The sequence below is a fragment of the Streptomyces sp. NWU339 genome (assembly GCF_003143855.1).
Classification (GTDB): Bacteria; Actinomycetota; Actinomycetes; order Streptomycetales; family Streptomycetaceae; genus Streptomyces.
In genome coordinates this window covers 86933-112039 of record NZ_QFRK01000015.1, presented here as the reverse complement: position 1 = coordinate 112039, position 25107 = coordinate 86933, and the positions used below count along the sequence as shown (strand labels likewise).

24 protein-coding genes and 3 pseudogenes are annotated in these 25107 nt (G+C 69.7%); 14 read left to right on the top strand and 13 right to left on the bottom strand.

Translation table 11 applies throughout. The annotated features are described in order from the left end of the window. The first annotated feature begins 130 nt into the window (after positions 1–130). From DIZ27_RS19840 to DIZ27_RS19820, 5 genes are read left to right on the top strand one after another with little or no spacing between them, the layout of a single operon-like run. Positions 131–370: a hypothetical protein gene (locus DIZ27_RS19840; protein ID WP_109379769.1), complete on the top strand. Its 240-nt coding sequence runs from the start codon at positions 131–133 to the stop codon at positions 368–370. A 53-nt stretch (positions 371–423) separates the two neighbouring features. Further along, entirely contained in the window at positions 424–2352 is a 1929-nt protein-coding gene (locus tag DIZ27_RS19835) for an FAD/NAD(P)-binding domain-containing protein (protein WP_109379768.1), read from the top strand. Continuing rightward, positions 2349–3797 carry a 3-carboxy-cis,cis-muconate cycloisomerase gene (pcaB, locus tag DIZ27_RS19830; protein ID WP_109379767.1) on the top strand — a complete coding sequence of 483 codons (1449 nt, stop codon included), beginning with the start codon at positions 2349–2351 and terminating at the stop codon, positions 3795–3797. Before DIZ27_RS19835 ends, pcaB begins: the two co-directional genes overlap by 4 nt. A gap of 1 nt (position 3798) precedes the next feature. Then, on the top strand, positions 3799–5061 hold the full coding sequence (locus tag DIZ27_RS19825; protein WP_258308460.1) for a 3-deoxy-7-phosphoheptulonate synthase: 1263 nt from the start codon (positions 3799–3801) through the stop codon (positions 5059–5061). 3 nt (positions 5062–5064) lie between these two features. Then, on the top strand, positions 5065–5796 hold the full coding sequence (locus DIZ27_RS19820; RefSeq protein ID WP_375231984.1) for an isocitrate lyase/phosphoenolpyruvate mutase family protein: 732 nt from the start codon (positions 5065–5067) through the stop codon (positions 5794–5796). Between the two features lie 233 nt (positions 5797–6029). Here DIZ27_RS19820 and DIZ27_RS45780 read toward each other — a convergent pair whose 3' ends face one another. The 5 genes and pseudogenes from DIZ27_RS45780 to DIZ27_RS19795 form a co-directional block, all read right to left on the bottom strand. Continuing rightward, the gene (locus DIZ27_RS45780; protein WP_181383605.1) at positions 6030–6257 is read right to left on the bottom strand and encodes a hypothetical protein; all 228 of its coding nucleotides are present in this window, start codon (positions 6255–6257) and stop codon (positions 6030–6032) included. A gap of 122 nt (positions 6258–6379) precedes the next feature. Then, the gene (locus DIZ27_RS19810) at positions 6380–6703 is read right to left on the bottom strand and encodes a substrate-binding domain-containing protein (protein ID WP_258308459.1); all 324 of its coding nucleotides are present in this window, start codon (positions 6701–6703) and stop codon (positions 6380–6382) included. Positions 6704–6750: 47 nt separating this feature from the next. Then, positions 6751–7193: pseudogene (locus tag DIZ27_RS19805) on the bottom strand (transposase); the annotation flags it as partial. Between the two features lie 44 nt (positions 7194–7237). Next, a pseudogene (locus DIZ27_RS19800) lies at positions 7238–7699 on the bottom strand (rhomboid family intramembrane serine protease); the annotation flags it as partial. Between the two features lie 200 nt (positions 7700–7899). Further along, positions 7900–8448 carry a nuclear transport factor 2 family protein gene (locus DIZ27_RS19795; RefSeq protein ID WP_109379766.1) on the bottom strand — a complete coding sequence of 183 codons (549 nt, stop codon included), beginning with the start codon at positions 8446–8448 and terminating at the stop codon, positions 7900–7902. A gap of 57 nt (positions 8449–8505) precedes the next feature. On the opposite strand from DIZ27_RS19795, the gene DIZ27_RS19790 reads away from it, so the two are divergent. Then, positions 8506–9795: a CoA transferase gene (locus DIZ27_RS19790; RefSeq protein WP_109379765.1), complete on the top strand. Its 1290-nt coding sequence runs from the start codon at positions 8506–8508 to the stop codon at positions 9793–9795. Positions 9796–9844: 49 nt separating this feature from the next. Here the strand turns inward: DIZ27_RS19790 and DIZ27_RS19785 are convergent, their stop codons facing one another. The 6 genes from DIZ27_RS19785 to DIZ27_RS19760 all read right to left on the bottom strand — a co-directional run bounded on the left by DIZ27_RS19785 (position 9845) and on the right by DIZ27_RS19760 (position 15498). After that, entirely contained in the window at positions 9845–10642 is a 798-nt protein-coding gene (locus tag DIZ27_RS19785) for a CoA ester lyase (protein ID WP_109379764.1), read from the bottom strand. After that, entirely contained in the window at positions 10639–11496 is an 858-nt protein-coding gene (locus tag DIZ27_RS47180) for a hypothetical protein (RefSeq protein WP_258308472.1), read from the bottom strand. The genes DIZ27_RS19785 and DIZ27_RS47180 overlap by 4 nt, the downstream gene beginning before the upstream one ends. After that, entirely contained in the window at positions 11378–12808 is a 1431-nt protein-coding gene (locus DIZ27_RS19775; RefSeq protein ID WP_219933629.1) for an MmgE/PrpD family protein, read from the bottom strand. The genes DIZ27_RS47180 and DIZ27_RS19775 overlap by 119 nt, the downstream gene beginning before the upstream one ends. A 40-nt stretch (positions 12809–12848) precedes the next feature. Next, the gene (locus tag DIZ27_RS19770; protein ID WP_109379762.1) at positions 12849–13811 is read right to left on the bottom strand and encodes an electron transfer flavoprotein subunit alpha/FixB family protein; all 963 of its coding nucleotides are present in this window, start codon (positions 13809–13811) and stop codon (positions 12849–12851) included. A gap of 46 nt (positions 13812–13857) precedes the next feature. After that, positions 13858–14619 (bottom strand): electron transfer flavoprotein subunit beta/FixA family protein, encoded by a 762-nt coding sequence (locus tag DIZ27_RS19765; protein WP_109379761.1) that lies wholly within the window; start codon positions 14617–14619, stop codon positions 13858–13860. A gap of 84 nt (positions 14620–14703) precedes the next feature. Beyond that, a complete protein-coding gene (locus DIZ27_RS19760) occupies positions 14704–15498 on the bottom strand; it encodes an SDR family NAD(P)-dependent oxidoreductase (RefSeq protein WP_109379760.1) in 795 nt (264 codons plus the stop codon). Positions 15499–15617: 119 nt separating this feature from the next. Between DIZ27_RS19760 and DIZ27_RS19755 the strand changes: the two genes are divergently transcribed. The 4 genes and pseudogenes from DIZ27_RS19755 to DIZ27_RS47170 all read left to right on the top strand — a co-directional run bounded on the left by DIZ27_RS19755 (position 15618) and on the right by DIZ27_RS47170 (position 18779). Then, positions 15618–16553 carry an acyl-CoA thioesterase II gene (locus DIZ27_RS19755; RefSeq protein WP_109379759.1) on the top strand — a complete coding sequence of 312 codons (936 nt, stop codon included), beginning with the start codon at positions 15618–15620 and terminating at the stop codon, positions 16551–16553. Between the two features lie 124 nt (positions 16554–16677). Beyond that, entirely contained in the window at positions 16678–18000 is a 1323-nt protein-coding gene (locus tag DIZ27_RS19750) for an MFS transporter (protein WP_258308457.1), read from the top strand. A gap of 103 nt (positions 18001–18103) precedes the next feature. Continuing rightward, positions 18104–18589 (top strand): annotated as a pseudogene (locus DIZ27_RS48780) (SDR family NAD(P)-dependent oxidoreductase); the annotation flags it as partial. After that, the gene (locus tag DIZ27_RS47170; protein WP_258308455.1) at positions 18588–18779 is read left to right on the top strand and encodes an SDR family oxidoreductase; all 192 of its coding nucleotides are present in this window, start codon (positions 18588–18590) and stop codon (positions 18777–18779) included. The pseudogene DIZ27_RS48780 and the gene DIZ27_RS47170, both read left to right, overlap by 2 nt. 50 nt (positions 18780–18829) lie before the next feature. On the opposite strand, the gene DIZ27_RS19740 is transcribed toward DIZ27_RS47170, so the two are convergent. Beyond that, positions 18830–19534 carry a GntR family transcriptional regulator gene (locus DIZ27_RS19740; RefSeq protein WP_258308454.1) on the bottom strand — a complete coding sequence of 235 codons (705 nt, stop codon included), beginning with the start codon at positions 19532–19534 and terminating at the stop codon, positions 18830–18832. A gap of 241 nt (positions 19535–19775) precedes the next feature. Further along, on the bottom strand, positions 19776–20975 hold the full coding sequence (locus DIZ27_RS19735) for an acyl-CoA dehydrogenase family protein (protein ID WP_109379757.1): 1200 nt from the start codon (positions 20973–20975) through the stop codon (positions 19776–19778). Between the two features lie 189 nt (positions 20976–21164). Between DIZ27_RS19735 and DIZ27_RS19730 the strand changes: the two genes are divergently transcribed. The 4 genes from DIZ27_RS19730 to DIZ27_RS19715 all read left to right on the top strand — a co-directional run bounded on the left by DIZ27_RS19730 (position 21165) and on the right by DIZ27_RS19715 (position 24995). Further along, positions 21165–21971, top strand: coding sequence for an SDR family NAD(P)-dependent oxidoreductase (locus DIZ27_RS19730; RefSeq protein ID WP_109379756.1), 807 nt, complete (start codon positions 21165–21167; stop codon positions 21969–21971). Positions 21972–22086: 115 nt separating this feature from the next. Next, positions 22087–23262: a CaiB/BaiF CoA-transferase family protein gene (locus DIZ27_RS19725; protein WP_109379755.1), complete on the top strand. Its 1176-nt coding sequence runs from the start codon at positions 22087–22089 to the stop codon at positions 23260–23262. A gap of 261 nt (positions 23263–23523) precedes the next feature. Continuing rightward, a complete protein-coding gene (locus tag DIZ27_RS19720; RefSeq protein WP_181383604.1) occupies positions 23524–24552 on the top strand; it encodes an ABC transporter substrate-binding protein in 1029 nt (342 codons plus the stop codon). Positions 24553–24593: 41 nt separating this feature from the next. Then, positions 24594–24995 (top strand): hypothetical protein, encoded by a 402-nt coding sequence (locus DIZ27_RS19715; RefSeq protein WP_109379753.1) that lies wholly within the window; start codon positions 24594–24596, stop codon positions 24993–24995. The last annotated feature ends 112 nt before the right edge of the window (positions 24996–25107 follow it).

Sequence of the window (25107 nt, the reverse complement as noted above, 5' to 3'; positions counted from 1 at the left end):
ATGCGCGCCTCAAGGAAGCGGCGCGACACGGATTTGTGCATTCCGTTCTTGCGTCTGCGAACCATTGCCGAAGGCGGCGGGTGAATTCCTGTGCGCCGGTTTCCAGTGTGGACAAAAAAAGGGGAGTTCTGTGTCCAGGGGGATCTTCTTCGTGCAGCGTGTCACGGCGAGACCTGTGGCGGGCGGGCTCACGGCCCTGCTGCTCGGACTCGTACCGGCCGGGGCGGCGTCCGCGGTGGCGGGGGACATCGGCTGGAACGGTGTCCAGGCGTCCGACATCGGCTGGAACGGTGTCCAGGCGTCCGACATCGGCTGGAACGTGGGGGAGGGCCCGGGGCAGGACATCGGCTGGAACGGATCCGGCGCGTGACTCTCCCATCCACCCCCCGCCCCAACCGCCGCCTGCCGACCGGAGATCCCCGGGTGAACGAGAGACAACACGCCATCGGACTCGTCGGCGCGGGCCCGCGCGGCCTTTCCGTACTGGAACGGTTGTGCGCGCAGGAACGCAAGTCCCCCTCGTGCGACCGTCTGACGGTCCATGTCGTGGACCCCGCGCCGCCCGGAGCGGGCCGGGTCTGGCGCACGGCGCAGCCTCGTGAACTTCTGATGAACACTGTGGCCTGTCAGGTCAGCGTGTTCACCGACGCGAGCGTCAGCATCGAGGGACCGATCGAGGAGGGACCCAGCCTCTACGCGTGGGCTTGCGCCCTGGCGCACGAGACAGGAGCCGGCGGGGACGGCCTCGACGCGGACGACCTCGCCGAGGCCCGTGCGCTCGGCCCGGACTCGTACCCCTCTCGCGCCTTCTACGGCCGCTATCTGGAGTGGGTCTTCGACCGGCTCGTCAGCACCGTGCCCGGACACATCACCGTCCGCGTGCACCGGGCCCGCGCCGTCGACCTCGCCGATGAGGACGGTGCTCTGCAGCGCCTCGTCCTGTCCGACGGCACCGTACTGGCGGGCCTGGACGCCGTGGTGCTCGCCCAGGGCCACGTCGACGCCGAGCCCACCCGGAGCGAGACGGAGCTGGCCGCCCACGCGGCCCGCCACGGCCTGTGCTACCTCGCCCCCGCCAACCCGGCCGACGTGGACCTCGCGGACATCGCGCCCGGGGAACCCGTGGTGCTGCGCGGCCTCGGCCTCAACTTCTTCGACCACATGGCCCTGCTCACGCTCGGCCGCGGCGGACGGTTCGAACGCGGCGCCGACGGCCGCCCCGTCTACCGGCCCTCGGGCCGCGAGCCCCGCCTGTACGCGGGATCGCGGCGCGGAGTGCCGTACCACGCGCGCGGCGAGAACGAGAAGGGCGCCCACGGTCGCCACCACCCGCGACTGCTGACCGCCGCCAAGGCCGCCGAGCTGCGCTCGCGTACCGCCCGCGGTGAGTCAGCCGACTTCGACGCGGACGTGTGGCCGCTGATCGCCAAGGAGGTGGAGGCCGTCTACTACGCGGCGCTGCTCACCTCCCGCGGCCTTGACGACACCGCCTTCGCCGACCGCTATCTGGCCGCGGCGCCCGGCGCCGAGGAGCAGGCTCTGCTCGACGAGGCCGAGGTGGACGCGGTGGACCGCTGGGACTGGGAGCGCGTCGCCCGGCCCTACGGGCGGCGCGAGTTCACCGGTGCCGAGGACTTCCACAGCTGGCTTCTCGCGTATCTGCGCGCCGACGTGGCGCACGCTCGCGAGGGCAACGTCAGCGGACCGGTCAAGGCCGCCCTCGACGTCCTGCGCGACCTGCGCAACGAGATACGTCTCGTGGTCGACCACAGCGGCATCGACGGCGCTTCGTACCGCGACGCCCTGCACGGCTGGTACACCCCGCTCAATGCCTTCCTCTCCATCGGGCCTCCGGCCTCCCGGATCGAGGAACTCATCGCCCTGATCGAGGCCGGCGTCGTCACCTGCCTCGGCCCCGGCCTGCGCGTCACGGCGGAGGACGGCGCCTTCGTGGCGAGCAGCACCGCGCTGCCGGACGTACGGGTGCGGGCGCGGGCCCTCATCGAGGCCCGCCTGCCGGACCCCGACCTGCGCCGCACCACCGACCCGCTGCTCCGCCGGCTGCTCGAGACCGGGCAGTGCGCCCCCTACCGGATTCCCGGCAGGGACGGCGAGGCGTACGAGACCGGAGGCCTCGCCGTCACCGAGCGTCCCTACCGCCTCGTGGACGCCGCGGGCCGCGCCCACCCGCGGCGGTTCGCGTACGGCGTGCCGACGGAGTCGGTGCACTGGGTCACGGCCGCCGGCATCCGCCCGGGCGTCGGCTCGGTGACCCTGGAGGACGCGGACGCGATCGCCGCCGCGGTCGTCTCGGCGGATGCACCCCCCGCGCTGATCGGAGCGGACGCATGAGCGGTACGAAGCCCCCGTACGACGCTGCCGAACGCGCCTGCCTGGCTCCGGAACCGGACTCCGGCCTGCTCGCGCCGGTACGCGCCGACACCCTCGTGGAGGCTGCGACCTCGGATCAGGCCTGGCTGCGGGCCATGCTGGACGCCGAGGCCGCACTGGCCCGCGCCCAGGCCCGCCTCGGCACCGTGCCGCGGCGGGCCGCGGAGACGATCACGGACGTGGCCGGGACCTGCGCCCTCGACGTGCGCGCCCTCGCGGTCGCCGCGCGCGAGACCGCCAACCCGGTCGTCGGCCTGGTCGCCGCGTTCACGGCCGCCGTCGCGGAGCGGGACGCGGACGCCGCCGAGTACGTGCACCGCGGCTCCACCAGCCAGGACGTCCTGGACACCGGGTCCATGCTGGTCGCGGCCCGCGCCCTCGACCTCGTCCTGGCGGATCTGCATCGCGTCGCCGCCGCCCTCGGCGTGCTCGCCGCGCGCCACCGCGACACGCCCCAGGCGGGCCGCACCCTCGCGTTGCACGCGGTGCCGGTCACCTTCGGACTCAAGGCCGCAGGCTGGCGGCATCTCGTCCTCGACGCGATCGAGCGGCTCGCCCGCGTACGCCACGACGGCCTGCCCGTGTCGCTCGGCGGCGCGGCCGGCACCCTGGCCGGATACCTGCAGTACGCCGAACTCGCCACCCCCGAGGGCGAGGTGAGCGACGGCACCTACCTGGACCGGATCGTCGACGCGTACGCCGCCGAGACCGGCCTCGCCCGGCCCGTCCTGCCGTGGCATGCGCTGCGCACCCCGGTCGCCGACCTCGCCGCCGCCCTCGCGCACACCGCGGCCGCTCTCGGCAAGATCGCCATGGACGTGCAGGTGCTTGCCCGGACCGAGATCGGCGAGGTCACCGAGCCGGCCCCGGCCGGACGCGGGGTCTCGTCGGCGATGCCGCACAAGCGCAACCCGGTCCTCGCCACCCTCATCAGGTCGGCCGCTCTGCAGGTGCCGGTGCTCGCGGCCGGGCTCACCCAGTGCCTGACCACCGAGGACGAGCGTTCGGCGGGCGCCTGGCACGCCGAGTGGCCGCTGCTGCGCGACTGCCTGCGCCTGGCCGGCGGCGCTGCCCACACCACGGTCGAACTCGCCGAGGGGCTCACCGTGAACCCGGCCCGGATGCGGGCCAACCTCGACCTGACCGGAAGCCGGATCGTCTCGGAGCGTCTCGCCGCCGTCCTCGCACCCCGCCTCGGCAAGGCCGCCGCGAAGCAGCTGCTCACCGACGCCTCCACGGCCGCCGACCGCGAGGGGCGTCCCCTGGGCGACGTCCTCGCGCGGCTGCCCGAGCTGCACGGCGTGTGCACCCCCGAGGAGGTGGCCGTTCTGCTCGACCCGACCCGGTACACGGGAGCGGCGGGAACCCTGGTCGACCGTGCCCTGAAGAGAAGGGGAACCCCCTGACGTGATCCCGACCGAGCTCACCGAGCTCACCGCGCCCCCCGAGGGCCCGGCGGAGCCCGAATGTGCCGAACGAGCCCCGGACGTCCCGGAGTTCCCTGAACTCCCCGCCGCGCAGCAGCCCGACTGGCCCGACCCCGGGGCCCTCGCCGCGGCTGTCGCCGAACTGGACCGCGCCCCCGGCCTTGTCCACCCCGCGGAATGCGACGCCCTGCGCGCGCGGCTGGCCGCCGTCGCCCGCGGCGAGGCGCTGCTGCTGCAGGGCGGCGACTGTGCCGAGACCTTCGAGGCGGCCCAGCCGGACCGGATCGACGCCACCTTCCGCACGCTCGGCCAGATGGCGGCGATCGTCTCCGAAGCGTCCGCGCTGCCCGTCGTCACCGTCGGCCGTATCGCGGGCCAGTACGCCAAGCCGCGCTCGAAGCCGCAGGAGACCCGGGGCGAGGTGACCCTGCCCGTCTACCGCGGCGACCTGGTCAACGGCCACGCGTTCAACGCCGAGTCCCGCACCCCCGACCCGTCCCGCCTGGTCCGTGCCCATCGCGTCTCGGCCGCCACCCTGGAGGTGCTGCGCACGCTCGCGGCCCGGCAGAACACCGAGTTCTGGACCAGCCACGAGGCGCTCGTCCTCGACTACGAGCACCCCCTGACGCGTATCACGCCCGAGGGCCCGTACGCCCTGTCCGGGCACCTGCTGTGGGTCGGCGAACGCACCCGTGCACGCGACGGCGCCCATATCGACTTCGCCACCCGCATCCGCAACCCGATCGCGGTCAAACTCGGGCCCACGGCCACCCCGGACGAGGCGGCCGCCCTCGTGGACCGGCTCGACCCGGAGCGTGAACCCGGTCGCCTCACCCTCGTGACCCGCATGGGCGCCGACGCCGTGCGCGACGTCCTGCCCGGAGTCGTGCGGAGGTTGACGGCGGAGGGTGCCCGTGTCGCCTGGATCTGCGATCCCATGCACGGCAACACCGTCACCGCACCCGACGGATGCAAGACCCGTAGACTCGCGGACATCCTCGACGAGATCCGGGGCTGGTTCGAGGTGCACCTGGAGTACGGCACCCATCCGGGAGGAGTCCACGTCGAGTTGACGGGTGAACACGTCACCGAGTGCCTGGGCGGCACGTACGAGGTCACCACCGTCGACCTGTCCGCCCGCTACGAGACGGCCTGCGACCCGAGGCTGAACCGAGGACAGTCCCTCGACCTGGCGTGGGAGCTGTCCGACCTGTACGCCAAGTACCAGCTCAGCAGGAGGTAAGCAGTGGAGACCCTTGCAACCGTGCAGCGGTTCTGCGCGATGCACGAACGCCAGGATCCGTCCGACCCCCTGGTCATCCCCAACGTCTGGGACGCGGTCAGCGCCCGCGCCTTCGCGGACGCCGGTTTCCCCGTCCTGGCCACGTCCAGTGCGGCCGTCGCCGCGACCCTCGGCTACCGGGACGGAGGCCACACCCCGCCCGCCGAGATGTTCGCCGCGATCGCCCGCATCGTGAGGTCCGTGTCCGTACCGGTGACCGCGGATGTCGAACACGGCTACGGCCTGCACCCTCAGGAACTCGTCGACCGCCTTCTCGACACCGGAGCCGTCGGCTGCAACCTGGAGGACTCGGACCCTCTGACCGGCAGCCTCAAGGACGCCGCACAGCACGCCGACTGGCTGGCCGAGGTCAGCGTGGCGGCGGGCGAGCACCTGGTGCTCAACGCCCGCGTGGACACGTACCTGTTCGGCGAGCGCTCGGTGGAGACCACGGTCAAGCGTGCCGTGCTCTACGCCCGCGCCGGCGCCGACGTCATCTACCCGATCCTGGCCCCGCCGGAGCTCCTGCCGGACATCGCGACCACGGTCGACCGCCCCATCAACGCCCTCTGCCTCCCGAACGGCCCCACCCCGTCGGAGCTGGGCACCCTGGGCGCGGCCCGGGTGACGTACGGCCACACCCTGCACGCCCGGACCACGGAGGCGGTCCAGGCGATGGCGGCGGAACTGCACTGATGCACCCGCGGTGAAGGGGCCGGGAATTTCGTGGATTCACGGCCCCCTTGCGCGCCGGCGAGGCCGGTGACCGGGCGGGTGACCTGCGCGCATCGGCGGCACCGATGGGGCATCGGCAGGACGCCCCACTGGTGCGTGGACCAGTGCCTTCGGCCGCTCGTAGCGTCGGGGACATGACCTCCGGGAACAAGGGCACGGCCCAGCTGACAAGCGCGATGGTGCTCTCCGGCGCCCTAGGCGTCTTCGTCGTCGAGTCGGGCGCCTCGACCTTCAGCGTCTTCTTCCGCGTCCTGTTCAGCGCCCTGGCGCTGGGCCCTTACGTCGCCGCCCGCGGCTGGCCGCGCGGCCACGGCTTCACCCTCGCGCACCTTCGGACTGGCCGTGCGCGGCGGGGTGCTCACCGTCTTCAACTGGGTCTTCCTCTTCCAGTCGTACGAGAACACGTCGATCTCGGTCGCCACGGTCGTTCCTCTGTACGGCCTGTCCACGCTGGTCACCAAGCGGATCACCGGCGTACGCCCGTACCTCATCGCCCTCGTCCAGGCACTCGGCGTCCCGCTGATCGTGACGGCCGGCCTCGAGGTCACCCTTGCTCGCAAACCAGTCGCCGTGCCTGCTCCACGAACAGCCGGGCATGCGCCGGCAGCCGCTTCCCGGACCGCCACGCCAGCTGCGTCCGAAGCGCGAACGGGGGCTTCCAGAAGAGCCGTACGAGAGAACTCTCCGCGAGTTCGGTGGCGACCGTCACCTCGGGCAACAACGCGATCCCGAGGCCGGCAGCCGCCGCGCGTTTGGCCGCCTCGGTCGTGCCGAACTCCATGAACTCCACCGGCTCCAGCGCCGACAGCTGCCGTTCGAACAGGTCCCGGTAGGCGCAGCCCGGCTCGGTGGCCAGCAAGAGCTGCACGGTCAGCTCGGCCGTCGCGACAGGCTCCCCGGCCGGCGGGGTCCGGGCGCCGCGACCAGCGCCAGCGAATCCATCGCTAGGCCCCGCTTGCGGCCCGGCACCTTCTTCGCGGCATTCTGGCCGGTCGTGGCCGCGGGACCCCTGCAGCCGCGTGGACACTCTGCGCGTCCGGCACCAGCAGGGTCGGGTCCTCTGATCGCCGGGCCCGCTCCCGCACCTGACAGAGCAACAGCTCATGGATGACCTGGTCGATGCCGTCGTCACCCCATCTGGCGAAGTAGCAGTACGTCGCGCTCTTCGGCGGCAGGTAATGCCACTGGCAGCCGGTCCGGCTCTGGTAGAAGATCGCGTTGACGGTCTCCCGCATCGCATGGGCGCCCTGGTGACCGCTGACGGAGGGGTGCCGCTCTTTCCACGCGGTGATCACCGGCTTGATCAGGCCCCACCGGGCGTCGGACAAGTCGCCGGGGTACGGCTTGCGCTCGCTCACCCCACCACCCCAACACGCCCAAGCCCGGCCCCGGGCGTGTGGCCCTACCAGTCCCCTCGGGTCTGTCGTCCGAAGAGGACGCCGGCCGGTTCGGGTGGTGAGGGAGTGCCCGGTTTGAGGGGCCAGGCGAGGAGCATGCCCGCGACGAAGCCGACCACGTGGGCCGCGTAGGCCACCGTTCCGGCGCCGGTGACGCCCGCGCCGGCGGAGTAGAGCGCCTGCAGCACGAACCACAGGCCCAGCACGATCCAGGCCGGCAGGCGCAGCGGCAGGAAGATCAGGAAGGGGACGAGGACCCAGACCCGGGCCCTCGGGTAGAGGACCAGGTAGGCGCCGAGGACGCCGGCGATGGCGCCCGAGGCGCCGATCAGGGGAGTAGTGGCGTAGGAGTTCGTGAGGGCGAATCCGTAGGCGGCCGCGTAGCCGCAGACCAGGTAGAACAGCAGGTACCGCAGACGGCCCATGCGATTCTCGATTGTGTTGCCGAAGACCCACAGGATGGGCATTACCGCAGGTCAGGCGCGTGCTGGGTGAGCCCAGGTCAGCAAGTGGCCAGCAAGCGGCGAGCGGGAGGCCCCGCCTTGCCCACAGGCTGCTGCGCACCCGGCTCTTCGGCAGCTTCATCAGTGAGTACCAATACGCCGTGTGGCCTGCGGCGAGGACTTTTCGAGCGGCACGGGAATCCGCTGACCGAGCCGGAGTGCGTTCAGCAGGTAAGTCCCGCCGCGGAGCGTGCCGCATGCAGCGGGTCGGTCGAGTCTCGAGTGCCCCACGAGCCCTCGGCCATGCGGGCGCCGCCTAGGGCAGGGCACTGGAACCGGCCGTCGATGACGACTGTGCGACGCGCGATGCGCCAGGCACCGTCGCGCCGTGTGAACTGGTCCACGTAACGCCCCCATGCCTGGCGGCTGAGCGCGTCACCGGCGTCGATCGTGCGATGCGGGTCCTTCGTGGTGAGGCGCGCGCTGACGAAGTACGTCTCAACGAGGGCGTTCTCCGGACCGATCGGCTCGATCAGGCAGTTGCCCAGGAAGTGCACGGAGTTGTCGACACCATCGAAGCGGTCGGCCAGCCAGGAGATCAGGCCGTCGATACCGCCGCTGAAGGAGCCGTGCTCGTCGTGGGCATCGGGGTGGTAGGCGGATCTGACCAGTTCCCAGTCGCCGCGGTCCACCCCGCGGGCGTAGCGTGCCAGCGCATCCTGGATTTCCTGCCGGTCGACCAGGCCCTGCAGTGCCTTCGCTGTCGACGTCATGCCGAGCGCTCCCTCCGGCTCTCGTCCGTATGCCGCACCTTTCGCATAAGATATATCATGCTTAATGGATTGCTCGGGTCGTGCGCCCGCTCCGCAGGCGCGCCCAGTTGGAGGTCTGCTGTGACAATCCCCGGTACGACAGGAACACCCCTTGCAGGGCTGCGCGTTGTGGAGTGCGCGAGCTTCGTCGCGGGCCCCTCGGGCTGCATGACGCTGGGCCAGCTCGGCGCCGACGTCATCCGAGTCGACCCCGTGGGTGGCGGGCCCGATCACCAGCGCTGGCCGGTGTCCGACCGCACGGGAGAGAGCCTGTACTGGACGGCGCTGAACAAAGGCAAACGCTCGGTAGCCGTCGACCTGCGCAGTCCGGAGGGGCGTGAGTTGGTCATTGCGCTCGCTACAGCCCCCGGAAGGGACAACGGACTCGTCGTCGACAACAACGCCGGCCGGCCCTGGCTGTCGTACGACGTCCTGACCGAGCGGCGCCCAGACGTGATCCACGTGCACATCCAGGGATACGCCGACGGCCGCCCGGCGGTGGACTACACCGTCAATCCCGAGGTCGGCGTGCCCCACCTCACCGGTCCCGCCGGGTCCGGGGACCCGGTCAACCACGTCCTGCCCGCCTGGGACCTCCTCACCGGCATGACGGCCGTCACGGGCCTGCTTGCCGCGCTGCACAGAAGGGGGCTCAGCGGAGAGGGCACCTTCTTGCAACTAGCCCTGCACGACGTGGCCTTGGCCGGGATAGCCAGCATGGGCTGGCTCGCCGAGGCCGAGGAGCAAGGGGATCGGGCGCGCCACGGCAACCACCTGTACGGCAGTTTCGGCGTCGACTTCGCCACGGGAGACGGGCGGCGCGTGATGGTAGTGGCTCTCACCCCCCGTCAGTGGGCGGCGCTGCGCACCGTGACTGGCACCGAGAAGGTGTTCGCCGCTCTGGAGGACGCCCTGGGTGTCGACTTGGACGAGGAGTCCGAGCGATTCCGCCTGCGGGAGACGATCGCCGCGGTGCTGCGCCCCTGGTTCGAGGCCCGTGAGCTGGAGCAGGTGACGCGGGAGTTGGACGCGGCCCACGTCCTGTGGAGCGCGTACCGGACCATGGCGGAGGTGGCCGCAGAGATCCGCGCGGGCGGCGGGTCCGGGGTGATCGGACAGGTGGAGCAACCCGGTATCGGGGAGGTGCTGACCGCGCGCTTGCCCTTGCGCCGGGGCGAGGAGTACGGGCCGGTGGCTGCGGCGCCGAGACTCGGCGAGCACACGGAGCAGGTGCTCAGCGAGGTGCTCGGCCTGGGAGGGGCGGAGCTGGGCGCACTTGTCGACCGGGGCGTCATTGCCCCGTTCTGAAAACGGATGGGTCCCGGCACGGTGGAACGTGCCGGGACCATGCGCATTTTCAGGCGGAGGCGAGAATGCGACGGGCCCGCTCGAGGACAGGCTTGTCGACCATCTTCCCGTCCACTACGGACACTCCGTCCTGCGCCGTGGTGACCTCCCGGGCCCAGCGCAGCTCCTCCTCGGTGGGGGCGAAAGCCTTCTCGGCCTGCATCACTTGGGCCGGGTGGATGCACAGCTTCCCGGTGAAGCCGAGGCGGCGGGCGTGGTCCAGATCGGCGGTGAGGGCGGTCTCGTCCCGAACGGCGGTGGTGACCCCGTCCACGGGCGGCGCCAGCTGTGCTGCGGCCGAGGCGCACACCAGCCGACTGCGGGCGTAGCCCAGCGCCACCTGGTCGTCGGGGGAGACGCCCAGCTCACCGGCGAGGTCGACGTTCCCCAGCGCAGCACGTACGACGCCGGGCGAGGAGCACACCTCGAAGACCCGCTCGACGCCGAGCGCCGTCTCGATGAGGGCGACGACGACACCGGAGGGGCCGAGGCGGTCGGCGAGTTCCGCGAGGGCAGTGGGGCACTCCGCCTTGGGCACAACGACTGGCGCCCCACACTGGGCGGCCATCGCCACGTCCTTCTCGTACCAGGGCGTTCCAAGGCTGTTGACCCGGACCAGGGCGTGCCCGTCCGACGACAGCCAGGCTGCTGCATGTCGACGGGCCTCCTCCTTGTGCTCCGGGGCTACCGCGTCCTCCAGGTCGAGGATGACGGCCGCGGCTCCGCTCCCGGCCGCCTTGGCGAAGCGGTCGGGACGATCGGCCGGTACGAACAGCAGGGTGCGGGCCCGGGTGAGGGTGCCGATCATGCGAAGGTCACCTCACCGGTGCTGTGTCGGTCCGCGCGGCCGGTCAAGACGCGCAGGGCGGCGCGGTCGCCGTCCGGTGTCCCATGGGCGAGCAGTGGCTCGTACGCGTAGACCGGACTGCGAAGTCGGAAGGAGAAGTTCCGGACGGGGCGAGGCTCGTTCCGGCGGGCGAGCTCCAGCATCAGCAGGGCCAGCAACGGACCGTGCACGACCAGTCCGGCGTGGCCCTCGGCCTCCCGGGCGTACGGGGCGTCGTAGTGGATGCGGTGGGCGTTGGCGGTGAGCGCGCTGAACCGGAACAGCAGCACCGGGTCAGGAGTCAGCGGAAGCTGCCAGCGCTCCTTGGACTCGGGCTCCTGCGACGCTGTGACTACGGCCGGTGCGGATGAGGTAGAGCCGGAGCGGTACACGATGTCCTGCTCCTCGACGGCGCAGACCTCGCTCTCCTGCGCGTACTCGTACCGGACGGTGGTGAACAACAGGGGGCCGGAGGAGCCCTGCTTGACCGTCACCGAACGAAGGCTGCTGATCCGCCTGGTGCGGACGCCCGTCAGCAGGGGGCGGCGGGCCTCGTACCGACCGCCGGCGAACATGCGCTGGCGGCCGGGGATCGGAGGCAGGAAGTGACCGTGCAGCGGATGCCCGTCCGGACCGAGGTCCTGTTGCGGAACCCACTCCAGGAAGTGCAGCCAGTGCCACAACGGCGGCAGCGGCTCTCCAGCGGCCGGCCCGTCCTCAGGCCGGCCGAGCAGCGCGGCCAGGGCGGCTGCCGGGCCGGGCGACAGGTCGTCCTCGCGCACCAGCGCGGCCGGGGCCCAGGATTCGACGTGGGCGGTGAGTTCGTCCGCGGTCAGCGGCATTCTTGTCTCCATCCGGTCCATGGGACCCGAGGTCGTCCGGGGCTACCGGCGCGAACGGGAAGGGGGGCAGCGCACGCAACACGGCACGTACGTCCGCGGCCGTCTCCAGATTGAGCAGTGTCTCGACCGCGTGGTCCGTGTCCGCCTCGCTGAGCACTCCCGAGGCGTTGTGCCGGGACTTGTCGATCAGGTCATCCGTCGTCGCGTACGGAGAGGGGCTGCCCTTGGGGAAGCTGCGCTCGGCGGTGTGCGTCGTACCGCGGGCGGTGACCTCGACGCGGGTGGGTCGGGCCGCGGGGTCGGCCTCCAGCGCGGTCACGTAGTCGGGGTGCGGCTCATAGGTGACCTTGTCCATCAGGGTGCGAACGGAGGAGCCGAAGACCGGGTCCTGCCAGCCGCGGCCGGGGGAGATGCGGTGGGCGCCGACGGCGATGCCGTGCGCGATACTGAACTGCGCGTCGTGCACGTGCTCCACCTCACGGCTGAGCCACACCGGCTCCATGACCCAGCCCTCGCCCCGGACGCGGATGGACTCGATCTCCTGCGGCCTGATGTCGTGCGTTTCGACGATCCCGATCAGAGCGTCCAGCGGGGCGTGCAGGATGCGGCAGTGCGGGTACGGCTTGTAGTTGTGCTGGGAGGGAAGTCCCAGCGGGTGCCGAGGCCGTCGGTCAGATTCTCGGGGACCCAGCGGCCGGTGCCGATGAAGTGCAGGTAGCCGACCTCGGCGTCGTCCAGCACCTGAAGGTCGCCGCGGTGGCCCAGCTCCGCCATCCAGCTCGCGGTCAGTGCGATCTGCACCAGGGGCCCGGCCTGGAGGTGATATGTGGCGGTGGAGCTGGGAGCGTGCGCGATCCACGCGCGGTGGGTGTTGACAGGGGGAGAAGGTGGCGGCGATGCCGAGGCCGTGCGCGAGGGTCGGGGCGGACAGCCCGCGGAGCCTGCCGATCGCGCCGCGCTCCTCGGCAACGGTCAGAGCTCCTGGGATCACGTACGGCGCCACATGGCCAGGTGGGAGCGCGGCGTCGAAGTCGAGGGCGTTGATCAGCTCGCCGTTGGCGAACCCCGCACCGAACACCGGACTGCGCTTGTCCGAGCCGAGGACGGTGGCAGACTCGTCCGTTCCGCCCTGCAGACCGGCGTACTCGATGCCGATGCGGCCGCGGGGTTCGTCGACAGCGGCGAGGGCGCAGCCGATCGAGTCGAGGAGTACCCGCTTACTGTCGTCCGCCACCTCGTCCGGCAGATTCTCGTAGGAGGTGGCAGCGGTGAAGTCGGCGAGGTGTTGGGTGAGGGTGGCGGCCATGGAAGAAGTGCTTTCCGAGGAGTGGTGTTCCGGTGGCGTGTCAGCCCTTGCGGGTTTTGACTTCTTCGGTGAGGGCGGGGACGACGTCGAAGAGATCGCCGACGACGCCGTAGTCGACGAGTTCGAAGATGGGTGCTTCTTCGTCCTTGTTGATGGCGACGATGGTCTTGGCGGTTTGCATGCCGGCGCGGTGCTGGATGGCGCCGGAGATGCCGGCGGCGATGTACAACTGGGGGGAGACCTGCTTGCCCGTCTGGCCGACCTGGTTGGTGTGCGGGTACCAACCCGCATCCACCGCGGCACGCGACGCGCCGACGGCCGCGCCGAGGGAGTCGGCGAGGGCCTCGATGAGCGAGAAGTTGTCGGCACCGCTGACACCACGGCCACCGGAGACCACGATCGCCGCCTCCGTCAGCTCCGGACGCCCCGAGGACTCACGCGGGTTGCGGGCGGTCACCTTGGTGCCGGTCGCAGCCTCAGAGAAGGTCACGGCCAGTTCGTCGACCGCTCCGGCGGCCGGGGCGGTCTCCGGGGTGGCCGAGTTCGGCTTCACGGTGATGACCGGAGTGCCCCTGGAGACACGGGACTTGGTGGTGAACGCGGCCGCGAACACGGACTGCGTCGCGACGGGGCCGTCGTCGCTGTTCTCCAGGTCGACGGCGTCGGTGATGATGCCCGAGCCGATCCGCACCGCAAGGCGGGCGGCGATCTCCTTGCCCTCCGCAGAAGACGGCACCAGCACCGCCGCCGGAGAGACCGCGTCGTAGGCGGCCTGAAGAGCGTCGACCTTCGGCACGACCAGGTAGTCGGCGAACTCCGCCGCCTCGTGGGTCAGGACCTTGACCGCGCCGTACTCGGCCAGGGTCTTCGCGGCGGCAGCACCACCCGGGCCCAGGTGCACGGCGACAGGGTCACCGATACGGCGGGCGAGGGTCAGCAGCTCGAGGGTCGGCTTGCGGACGGCACCACCCACGTGGTCGACATAGACAAGAACTTCAGTCATAGGAAATCACTCCTGGTTCGAAGAAGACCGGGCAGGCAACTCAGGCTCAGATAAACTTCTGACCGGCCAGGAACTCGGCGAGCTGCTTGGCGCCCGCACCCTCATCGGTCACGATCGTGCCCTGCACACGGGCCGGACGCGGCGCCGCGTCCTCAACCTTGGTCCAGGCGCCCCCGAGGCCGACCCCGGCCGCCTCGATGCCCAAGTCGTCCAGGTCCAGGGACTCCACCGGCTTCTTCTTCGCGGCCATGATGCCCTTGAAGGACGGGTAGCGGGCCTCACCAGACTGGTCGGTGACCGACACCAGCGCCGGCAGGGCGGCCTCGAGCTCCTCGGAAGCGACGTCGCCGTCACGGCGGCCGGTGACCTTGCCGTCGGCCACGTTGACCTCGGACAAGTAGGTGACCTGCGGCACGCCGAGGCGCTCGGCCAGCATCGCCGGCAGCACGCCCATGGTGCCGTCGGTGGAGGCCATGCCGGTGACGACCAGGTCGTAACCGGTCTTCTCAATGGCCTTTGCCAGGATCAGCGAGGTACCCATTGCGTCCGAACCGTGGATATCGTCGTCCTCGACGTGCACACCCCGGTCCGCGCCCATCGACAGGGCCTTGCGGACGGCTTCCCTGGCATCCTCCGGACCGACGGTCACGACGGTGACCTCGGCGTCGTTCGCGTCCTTTGCGATCTGCAGGGCCTGCTCCACCGCGTACTCGTCCAGCTCCGACAGCAGGCCGTCCACGGCATCCCGGTCAGTGGTCAGGTCATCGGCGAAGTGGCGGTCGCCGGTGGCATCGGGTACGTACTTCACAGCGACAACGATTCTCAAAGCAGGGCCCTTTCATGCTCGGGGCCGTCGGCCCCACGCGGACGTACGGAAGGGAAGAGCGGTTCGTCAGAGGGTGGTGGCGGTGCCGCCGTCGACCGGCAGCACGGCCCCGGTGATGTACGAGCCGGCGGGTGAGGCAAGGAAGATGGCGGTGCCGGCCATGTCGATGCCGTTCGCGAAGCGCTTCAGCGGGACCGGCGCGAGCATGGTCTCCTCACCGTGCTGCTCCAGCGTCCCCTTGAGCATCTTGCTGTTGAACATGCCGGGCGCGATCACGTTGACAGTGATGGAGAACGGAGCCAGTTGGTCCGCAAGATGCTTGCTGAGCTGGTGGACCGCGGCCTTCGAGGAGGAATACGCGTACGTCTCGTGGGACGGGATGTGGAGGCCGTCGATCGAGCCGACGGTGATCACCCGGGCGGGGGACTCGGGGGCCGCGGCAGCCTTCAGCAGCGGCAGCAGCGACTGCACGAGGAAGAAGGGGCCCTTCACGTTCAGGTTGAAGACCTTGTCCCAGCCGGACTCCGGATACTCCTCGAGCCTTTCTGCCCAGATGGCGCCGGCGTTGTTCACCAGCACGTCCAGGCGGGCCTCACGCTCGGCGATGTGCGCGGCGAGGGAGCGGCACTCCTCGGCGCTGCCCAGGTTCGCCGCCAGCGCGTGGCACTCGCCGTACCGCGACAGCTCCTTGGCCGCGGCGGCGCAGGCATCCGCGCTCCGCGAGCAGATGTAGACGCGGGCTCCCGCGCGGACGAAGCCCTCGGCGATGGCGAGGCCGATACCGCGGCTGCCGCCGGTGACCAGGACGGTCTTTCCCGCGACGGAGAAGAACTCGCAGAGGGCAGAGTCGGTGGTGGTCATGCGGTGGCCTTTCTCAGGACGCAGAATCCGTGAACCCATAAGCTTCATGCACCATACAAAATATATTCTCTGCCTACAATGGTCCTCCGACGACGGACTCGCACCACGGAGGCGCATCCATGCCCGCATCGGGGAAGGACCTGGTGGACCTGCTCGACCTCGACGAGGTCGGAACCGAAAGCTTCCTGGGGCAAGCGGCCCGCCGCAGCAGGATGGCCCGCACCTACGGCGGGCAACTGCTGGCCCAGGCCCTGATGGCCGCGTACCGCACGGTCCCGTCCGGTCGCCCGGTCCACAACCTGCATGCGTCCTTCCTGCGGGGTGGCGATGCGAAGGAGTCCGTGCGCTACGACGTGACCCGAGTGCGGGACGGACGGTCCTTTACCTCGCGAAGGGTCTGCGGCCACCAGCACGGGCGCCAGATCTTCGAGCTCACCGCCTCCTTCCACCGCGAGGAGGCAGGCTATGAGCATCAGGTGCCGATGCCGCGCGTGCCCGTGCCAAGGGACGCGGTCCCGCTGGTTGAAGCGCTCGAGCGGGCGGACCGCGACACCCAGACGTTCTGGCGCGAGGAGTGGAAGGCCCTCGATCTGCGCGTCATCGAGGAGTGCGATGCCGCCGTACGGTCAGTGCAAGGCGGGGCGGTGGCGGGCGGTGCGCCTGCGCAGTCGGCGACGGAACGCCTGTGGTTCCGTGTGCACGACAGCCTCGACAGCCAGGAGATTGCCCTGCACTCCTGCCTCTTGGCCTACATCAGCGACCTGACCCTGCTGTCCACGGCGCTGCGGCCGCACGGTTACCCGTTCCTGGCGCCGGGGGTGCAGCGGGCGACCGTCAACCATGCCATGTGGTTCCACCAGATCGTCCCCGTCGACCAGTGGCTGCTGTACGACAAGTCCTCCGCCTGGGCCGGCGGCAGCCGCGGGCTGGCCACCGCCCATGTGTACAGCCCCACCCGGGGGATGGCCGCCACGGTCGTCCAGGAAGGCCTGATCCGCCCACACGGGAAGCACTCTGCCCACCCAGTTCCCGTGCGCTCGCTGCATACGTCCTGAACGCAGCGAGCATTGCGCATTTCATATCATGTGAACTTCTAGGTACCCTGCGCCCGGCCGAGACCGAAGCCTTTCGGCCGCCCCCGAAGAGCCGCTCCAGCTGCCACCGCCGAATCGAGGCAGAGTGAACATCCAAGTGGACGCTCCGCACACGCCTGTGCCGGCCGTCTCGGACCGCAAGCCGCGGGTCAAAGCTCTGGCCGCTGCCATCTCCGCGTCGGCCATCGAGTACTACGACTTCATGATCTACGGTACGGCCGCTGCGCTGATCTTCCACAGCCAGTTCTTCCCTGAAGTGAGCCCGACGGCCGGGGTCCTGGCCTCATTCGCGACCTTCGCCGTGGGCTTCGCTGCCCGGCCGCTCGGCGCCGCGGTGTTCGGGCGCATCGGCGACCGGCACGGACGCAAGCCCGCTCTGGTGAGTGCCATGGTGCTGATGGCCATGGCCTCCACGCTCATCGGCCTGCTGCCCAACTTCGCCGTGGCCGGGATCATGGCGCCGCTTCTGCTCGTCGTACTCCGCATCGCGCAAGGGATGGCGATCGGTGGACAGTGGGGCGGCGCAGCCCTGCTGGCCCTCGAACACGCGCCCCCGAACCGGCGCGGCCTGTATGGTGCCATTCCCCAACTGGGCGTGCCGTTCGGCATGATCACCGGCAATCTCATCTTCATCCTCGTCGGCCACCTGGTGGGCCCGGAGGCATTCGACAGTTGGGGCTGGAGAATTCCGTTCCTGCTCAGCATCGTGATGCTGCCGCTCGCCTACGCCATCCACCGCAACATCGAGGACAGCCCCGAGTTCCGCCGCGCAGAGCAGGAGCGCCAAAACCGCGCGCGGGCCGCGCCGAAGTCTCCACTCCTCGAGGTGCTTCGCCGACCGAAGGCCGTGCTTCTGGCCGCCGGCACGTTCGCCCCGGCCACCATCAGCTTCTACATCATCACCACCGGCATGCTCGACTACGGCGTGCACGAGCTCGGCATGGGCAAGAACGCCATGCTCACCGCAGTCCTGATCGCCATGTCCGGGTGGACAGCGGGCACGATCGGCTGTGCCGCACTGTCCGACACAGTGGGACGCCGCCCCGTGTTTGCGGCCGGGGCCGCCGTCGCGGGCGCATGGTCGTTCGTGGTGTTCCCACTGGCGGACACTCGGGAGCTGCCGCTGCTGACCCTCGGCCTCTTCGTCGGGCTCGCCGCGGTCGGGGCGATGCAGGGGCCGGCGATCGCGATGTTCGCCGAAATGTTCCCTCCCCGGATGCGCTACACCGGCGCTTCCCTCGGCCATCAGCTGGCGAACGTCGTCGGCGGCGGCTGGGCGCCGCTCATCATGGTCGCTCTCCTCAATGTGGGGGGCGGAACCATCCTGGTGTCGGTATATGTTTCCGCAGCCGCAGTGCTGGGCCTGATTCCGCTGGCATTGCTGGGCCGCACGAAGGGGTCTTCATGACCGTCCGTGCACCTAAGCGCTACACCGGCAAGGTCGCCGTCGTCACCGGGCAGCCTCCGGCATCGGGCGAGCGATCGTCGAGGGCCTCCTCGCCGAGGGTGCCATGGTCGTCGCCGACGATGTGAGCGCCGGGCCACTCACGGAGTTGCAAGGGGGCCGGGCGGTGACCATTGCCGCCGATGTCCGGGAGCCCGGTGCCGCACAGCAACTGGTCGACGCTGCCCGAGACTTCGGGGACAGCCGCATCGACGCCCTGTTCAACAACGCGGGCGTCAGCCGCGCCCGTCCCGCCGCGGAGGTCGACGACGCGACCTGGTCGCACGTCATGGGCGTCAACAACGACGCCGCATTCCACGTCGCCACCGCCGTCGGCCGTGTCATGATCGAACAAGGGCATGGCGCGGTACTCAACACGGCGTCCGTCGCCGGCACCCATGGCCTGCCCGGGAATGTGCCGTACGTCGTCTCCGAGCACGCCGTCGTCGCCCTGACCCGTGCGCTCGCCGTCGAATGGGGCGTGCACGGTATTCGGGTCAACGCCCTGTGCCCCGGCCTGACCGCGACGGGGATGACCACCCGGGTGCGCGGTGGACAGCGGGTACCGGGAGGCGCGCGAGGCCGTCGTCCCGCTGCGTCGGGCGGGCACCCCAGAGGAGCAGGCCGCCGTCGCCCTGTTCCTCAACTCGGAGGAAGCGTCGTACGTCTCGCGCCTGATTGCCGAGGTCGACGGCGGTACGCACGCGCTGTACGCCGGGTACGCGGTGAACCGGCCCGAATAAGGCCAGGCGGAGGGGCGGCGCTCCGACTGCCCCCTCCTCGCGCCTCAGTGTCAGCTCGCCTGCTCCTCCGCCCACATACCGCGCTCCTTCAGGGTCTCGATCAGCCGGGTGGCCCCGCCCTGGATGTGCTTCTCGAAGACTGAACGGGCTTTGCGCGCATCGCCTTTCTTCAGCGCGTCGAGCAGCAGCGGATGCTCCGTACGGGAGTTGTCGACCTGTCCCTCGATGGTCACGTAGAACTGGTTGGGCAGCTGTTTGACCACCGTGCCCAGCAGCAGGGCAAGCCGCCGGGAGCCGGCGGCCAGGTTGACCTCCCGGTGGAAGAGGTGGCCCAGCTCGGCGAGGGCATACGTGTCACCCGATTCGGCGGCGCGCTCATAATCCTCGATGTTGGCCTCCAGCCGCGCGATGGCGGCGGGGGTGATCTGCTTGGCGGCGCGGGCCGCGAGTTCGCCCCCGAGGCGGGCCTGCGCCCAGAAGATGTCCTCGATGTCGCCGGGGGTGAACGGTGCGACCACGAAGCCGCGCCGCGGCACGAGCTGCACGAAGCCCTCGCTCTGCAGAAGCAGCAGTCCTTCGCGGACAGGGGTGTTGCTGACCCCTACCGCCTCGGCGATGGGTTCCATCCGGAGGAACTCGCCGGCACTGACCTCTCCCGTGATGACCAACTCGCGTACGTAGGCGGCCACTTCTTCAGGAAGCTGCTTGCGCTTGTCCCCAGGGGTCTTCCTGGGGACTGTTGGGCTGCTCTTCACTGTCTCCTCCCGTTCCGTGTTCGTCGGCGTCGCTTCCGTCGATGGTGGCAGTCACCGACGTCTTCGCGGAAACATCCGCAAACGTTATATAGAAAATAAAGTACTATAGCTTGCTCCGTGTGGTCACAGCAACGGAGGTTGGTTCCATCATGGCCCGCCGGGGCGGGCAGGGCCCGGAACCCGGGCGTTGCGCACGCCGCCGGTTCCGGGCCCTGCGCGCAGCGGGACCGCTTTCCTGGTGTCAGCTCTCGCTCTTGTGGTCTTCCAGCAGGCGACGGCCGATGATCATGCGCTGGATGTCCGCGGTGCCCTCGCCGATGAGCAGCATCGGTGCCTCGCGGTAAAGCCGCTCGATCTCGTACTCCTTGGAGTAGCCGTACCCGCCGTGGATACGGAAGGAGTCTTCGACGACCTGGGCGCAGTACTCGGAGGCGAGGTACTTGGCCATGCCGGCCTCGAGGTCGTTGCGGGCGCCCGAATCCTTTTTGCGGGCGGCACGGACCATCATCTGGTGGCCTGCCTCGGTCTTGGTGGCCATCTCCGCGAGCCGGAACAGCACGGCTTGGTGCTGGGCGATCTTCTTGCCGAAGGTCTCCCGCAGCTGGCTGTAGGAAACGGCGAGCTCGTAGGCACGGTGGGCGACCCCGACGGCCCGCGCCGCGACGTTGACCCGGCCGACCTCGACGCCGTCCATCATGTGGTAGAAGCCCTTGCCGCTGGTGCCACCCAGGATGCGGTCGGCGCCGATGCGGTGGCCGTCGAAGAGGAGTTCGGTGGTGTCGACGCCCTTGTAGCCCATCTTCTCGATCTTGCGGGGGACGGTGACGCCCTGTGCGGTCTCGCCGAAGCCCTCCTTCTTCTCCACGAGGAATGTGGTCATGTTCCGGTGCGGGGCGTCATGTCCCTCGTCGGTCTTGACCAGTACAGCCACCAGGTTCGCCGAGGCGCCGTTGGTGAGCCACATCTTCTGGCCGTCGATGGTGTAGGTGCCGTCGGCATTCCTGACGGCCTTGGTCTTGATGGCCGACACGTCGGAGCCGCAGTCCGGCTCCGACATGGAGAAGGCGCCGCGTATCTCGCCTGTCGCCATGCGGGGGAGGTAGGAGCGCTTCTGCTCCTCGGTGCCGTGGCGGGAGATCATGTAGGCGAGGATGAAGTGGGTGTTGATGACCCCGGAGATGCTCATCCAGCCCCGGGACAGCTCCTCGACCACCAGGGCGTAGGTGAGCAGGGACTCACCCAGGCCGCCGTACTCCTCCGGGATGGTGAGCCCGAAGATGCCGAGGTCCTTGAGGCCCTCGATGATCTCGGTCGGGTACTCGTCCTTGTGCTCGTACTCCGAGGCAACGGGGAGGATCTTGTCCTCCACATAGCCACGAACGGTCCGGAGGATCTCCTCCTGTACGTCCGTCAGGCCCTCGGTCTCGCAGAGGCGGCCCATGCGCGCTTCCTTCCTGGTCAAGAGGGGTGCGGGCTCCAGGGCGCCCTGGCGGGGCGCGGAGGAGCCCGCACCGTCGTAATCACATATGAAGTGCACCGCCAACAGGCTCCATTTGAACCCTTGTGCAAGCACAATATATTACGTATCTTGCATGATTGCTGGGCCGGGTGAGCGAGAGGAGCCGCAACGATGGGGCAACGGGTAGCCGGCAAGGTGGCCCTCGTCGTGGGCGCTGGACAGACGGAGGGGGCCACGGTTGGCAACGGCCGGGCCGCTGCACTACTGATGGCCCGCGAAGGCGCGGCAGTGGTCGCAGTCGACCGGGACGCGGCCTCCGCAGAGAAGACCGCGCAGGAGATCATCGACGAGGGCGGCCGGGCGCCGACCGTAAGGGCCGACGTCGCCAGTGAGGCCGACATCGAGGCGGTCGCCGCATGCGTCGATGCCTACGGGCGCCTCGACATCCTGCACGACAACGTCGGGGTGGCGGGTGCTGCCGCAGGCGACGCGCCGGTCACGGAGATCGAACCCGAGACCTTCTCCGGGATCGTCGCCGTCAACCTGCAGGGCATGGTGCCCACCTGTAAGCACGCCCTACGCATCATGCGGGAACAGGGAAGTGGAGTGATCACCGACATCGCCTCCAACGCGGTGCTCATCGACTACCCGAACGTCGCCCACCGCATCTCGAAGGCCGGTGTCCTTTCCCTGCCCCCGCACGTGGCCGCGGCCAACGCCTCGCACGGCATCCGGGCCAACGCGGTTCTGCCGGGGCTGATGGAGACGCCGATGGCGATGGAGCCCCGCGTGCGGCAATCGGGGGCAAGCCTGGAGCAGGTGGTTGCCGAACGCGATGCCCGCGTGCCCCTGCGGCACCCGGGCGGGACGGCCTGGGACGTCGCCCATGCCCCTCTGTTCCTCGCCTCCGACGAGGCCGCGTTCAACACGGGGCCTCCCCCTGTGGTCGATGGCGGCCAGAGCCTGCTGACGGGCTGACAGCCTGTGGCGGCTCAGCCCCTGATACGGGGGTTCCGCGGCCAGCAAAGTTTGCGACATGTTTCCTCGTGCGACCGGCGAGTCGGCCGGCGCCTGAGTCAGAGCGAGGTCAGCGATGCAGCACCTGCCTCTCAAGGGCATCCGCGTCCTGGAGTTCGGGGGATACATATCCGCCCCGTACGCGAGCTCCATGCTGTGCGCCCTGGGCGCCGACGTGGTCAAGGTAGAGAAGCCGGGGGACGGTGAGGACTTCCGGCGGGGAGCCGACAACCGCAGCCCCTACTTCATCCAGTACAACGCGGGCAAACGCAGCTTCGCCGTCGACCTCAAGCGCCCCGAGGGCATCGAGGCGGTGAAGGCCCTTCTCCCGCGCACCGACGTCGTCCTGGAGAACATGCGGCCGGACAAGCTGGCCGCCCTGGGACTGGGGGAGGAGGAGTGCCGCGCCCAGCGCCCCGACCTCGTCTACGCCTCGGCGTCCGGGTTCGGTAACGGGGGCCCGCTACGCAACAGGCCCGCCTACGACACGATCGGCCAGGCATTCGGCGGCCTGTACACGGTGCTGGGGGAGGCGGGGCGCCCGGCACTGACGGGTTCATGCCTCGCCGACCTCATCACCGGCGTCACCACGCTGACCGGCGTGCTTGCCGCTCTGGTCGGGCGTGCCGCGACCGGCGGCGGGCAGCGGGTGGAGACATCGCTGATGGAGGCGGTCAGCACCCTCACGGTCGATGCGATGACCCAGTACTTCGACAACGGTCATGAGGACCCGTACTGTGGCAGCCGCCACCCGCAGGCGCAGAACTTCTGCCTCAAGACCGCGCTTGGCGACGACATCGCCCTGCACCTGTCGTCCTCGCAGAAGTTCTGGCTCGCCCTCCTGGAAGCCATGGACCGACCGGACCTTGCGGACGACCCGCGCTTCACGACGTACGACCTGCGGATGAAGCACTACACCGCGCTCGTGGAGATCGTCGAGGCGGAGTTCGTCACCAAGTCGTCCGCCGAGTGGGAGAAGCGGCTCACCGAAGCCGACGTGCCCTTCGCCCCGGTGCTCACCATGTCGGGCTTCATCGAGCACCCTCAGACCCAGTGGCTGGAGCTGGTCGAGCCGGAGCGCGAAGGTCTCTCCCTGCTGCGCCCGCCATGGCGGTTCGGCGGCATCCGACCCGAGCGTCCCGGCAAGGCTCCCCGAGTGGGGGAGCACACCTTGGAGCTTGCCTCGGAGGTGTACGACGAGGCGCGGGTGCAGGCTCTGCTTGACGCCGGCGTGCTTTTCGCGGGCGCCTGACGGGCCGGCCTCACCAGAGAGGAAGCGGCCCTCGGCTGACAGGGGCGCATCAAGGAGGCCCATGAACTCCGAGGTTCGCGGGTGCGGCCTTGACCGCGAGCCGTTCTCCTGAACGCTTCAGCAACTGCCCGATCAGTACTGCAATTCTGCTGCGCTGGATTACCCCGCGGATTGGCTGTCGGTTCGACTCAAAGCCTTGACGTGCATCATATATTAAGTATGTTACGCGGTAATGTGCAGCTGTGGACACATGGAGGAAACATGAAGCACGCTTCGGTGCGGCGCGCGGCCGCAGGCCTGGCCGTTCTGCTGAGTACCAGTGGGCTCACAGCGTGCGGCGGCGCCGAGGGCACGGTGGTCGAGGGTCCCTGGGAGGACGTGGTCGCGGCCGCGGAGGAAGAGGGCAGCGTCAGCTTCTATTCGGTGATGCCGGATGTCCAGAACAAGCGCCTCGTCGCCGCCTTCAAGAAGGAGTACCCGGAGATCACCGTCAATCTCACCCGCGGCGCGGGTGAGCTGCCGGCACGGGTCGAGTCGGAGATCAAGTCGAAGGCGGAAGGGGCGGACGTCTTCCTCTACAGCGACCCGGCGTGGTTCACCAACCAGAAGGGCGCGTTCCTCGAGGCCGACGGTCCGTCGCTCAAGGGCTGGCACGACGACGCGTGGGCGGTGAAGAACGAGGCGATCCTTCCGTCTGCCCTCCCCTACTCGATGATCGTGTGGAACAAGGAAATCTTCCCCAAGGGCTTCAAGACATGGGAAGACACCGTCGATCCCTCGGTCAAGGGCAAGCTCGGCCTGCGCACCGACGTCACCACCTCGATCGCCGGCTACCTGGACTTCCAGGAGAAGGAGCTGGGCGAGGAGCACTTGGTGAAGAGCGGCAAGCTCAGCCCCAAGTTCTACCCCTCGGTCGTCACGATGACGCAGGCCGTCGCCTCGGGGGAGATCGGCGTGACCAACATATCCACCCCCTCCACGGTGAAGCAGATGCAGGAACAGGGCGCGCCGATCGAGGCGATCGTGCCCCATCCCAGTTACTGGATCGAGTGGGGGGCCGCGGCCCTCGACAAGAGCCGGCGGCCCAACTCCGCACGCGTCTTCCTTGACTTTCTGATGTCCGAGAAGGGCCAAGCCGCGGTCAACGGCGACGGCTTCGGTGCCGCCGGACGCGATGGTGTCGAGGGCGCCATCGAGCTGCCCGAGGACGCGACGATGCTCGACTCCTCCTCGTACACCCCGGAACGCATCGAGGAAGCCAACAAGAAGTTCAAGAAGTGGTTCGGCTGACCCCGTAGCACGCAGGGCACTCCGGCAGGGACGCGGCAGACATGAACGAGACCCTCACCGAACCACTCGGCGGGTTCACCGCCACCGCGGACACGGACGCGACGCCGCAGCGTTCGGCACACCCGGCCACTCGTCGCCTGTGGGTCCTGTGTTCGCGCACACCGAAGTCGTCAGCGCTCCTGGCTTCGACGCGGTGCTGCCCTGCGGACCCTGTCTCGCCGTACGTCCTTCCCGGTGCCCCGGCAGCCGACGAGAGCGGCGCCGTCACCGGCAGAAAGTTGAACGAAGCGGCCGCGGTCGTCCACGAGGTGACCTGCCGCATCGGCAAAGCCATGGCCGACGCCCGCGACATGACCGAAGGCGGGATGAAGCTCGCCCCTGTCGCCGGCTACGCCCGCTCGGCGTTCGGCGCCGCTTCCGCGGCAAGGAGCCGGTCCGGCTGAACAACCGGATCGAGCACGTACAACATGACAGCTCTCGCAACGCCCGTCGGCCCGGACCACCCGCATCGAGTCGACGCACGCGGTACGACGCACACCGTCGAGCGCTCGCGGC

What these genes read in the sequence shown, in the direction of transcription:
- DIZ27_RS19755 (WP_109379759.1), top strand. Translation starts at nt 15,618, where the DNA reads ATGCCCGCATCGGGGAAGGACCTGGTGGACCTGCTCGACCTCGACGAG.
- DIZ27_RS19735 (WP_109379757.1), bottom strand. Translation starts at nt 20,975, where the DNA reads ATGGGCCGCCTCTGCGAGACCGAGGGCCTGACGGACGTACAGGAGGAG.
- DIZ27_RS19725 (WP_109379755.1), top strand. Translation starts at nt 22,087, where the DNA reads ATGCAGCACCTGCCTCTCAAGGGCATCCGCGTCCTGGAGTTCGGGGGA.
- DIZ27_RS19775 (WP_219933629.1), bottom strand. Translation starts at nt 12,808, where the DNA reads ATGGCCGCCACCCTCACCCAACACCTCGCCGACTTCACCGCTGCCACC.
- DIZ27_RS19795 (WP_109379766.1), bottom strand. Translation starts at nt 8,448, where the DNA reads ATGACGTCGACAGCGAAGGCACTGCAGGGCCTGGTCGACCGGCAGGAA.
- DIZ27_RS19760 (WP_109379760.1), bottom strand. Translation starts at nt 15,498, where the DNA reads ATGACCACCACCGACTCTGCCCTCTGCGAGTTCTTCTCCGTCGCGGGA.
- DIZ27_RS19715 (WP_109379753.1), top strand. Translation starts at nt 24,594, where the DNA reads ATGAACGAGACCCTCACCGAACCACTCGGCGGGTTCACCGCCACCGCG.
- DIZ27_RS19720 (WP_181383604.1), top strand. Translation starts at nt 23,524, where the DNA reads ATGAAGCACGCTTCGGTGCGGCGCGCGGCCGCAGGCCTGGCCGTTCTG.
- DIZ27_RS19790 (WP_109379765.1), top strand. Translation starts at nt 8,506, where the DNA reads ATGCTTAATGGATTGCTCGGGTCGTGCGCCCGCTCCGCAGGCGCGCCC.
- DIZ27_RS19770 (WP_109379762.1), bottom strand. Translation starts at nt 13,811, where the DNA reads ATGACTGAAGTTCTTGTCTATGTCGACCACGTGGGTGGTGCCGTCCGC.
- pcaB (WP_109379767.1), top strand. Translation starts at nt 2,349, where the DNA reads ATGAGCGGTACGAAGCCCCCGTACGACGCTGCCGAACGCGCCTGCCTG.
- DIZ27_RS19730 (WP_109379756.1), top strand. Translation starts at nt 21,165, where the DNA reads ATGGGGCAACGGGTAGCCGGCAAGGTGGCCCTCGTCGTGGGCGCTGGA.
- DIZ27_RS19785 (WP_109379764.1), bottom strand. Translation starts at nt 10,642, where the DNA reads ATGATCGGCACCCTCACCCGGGCCCGCACCCTGCTGTTCGTACCGGCC.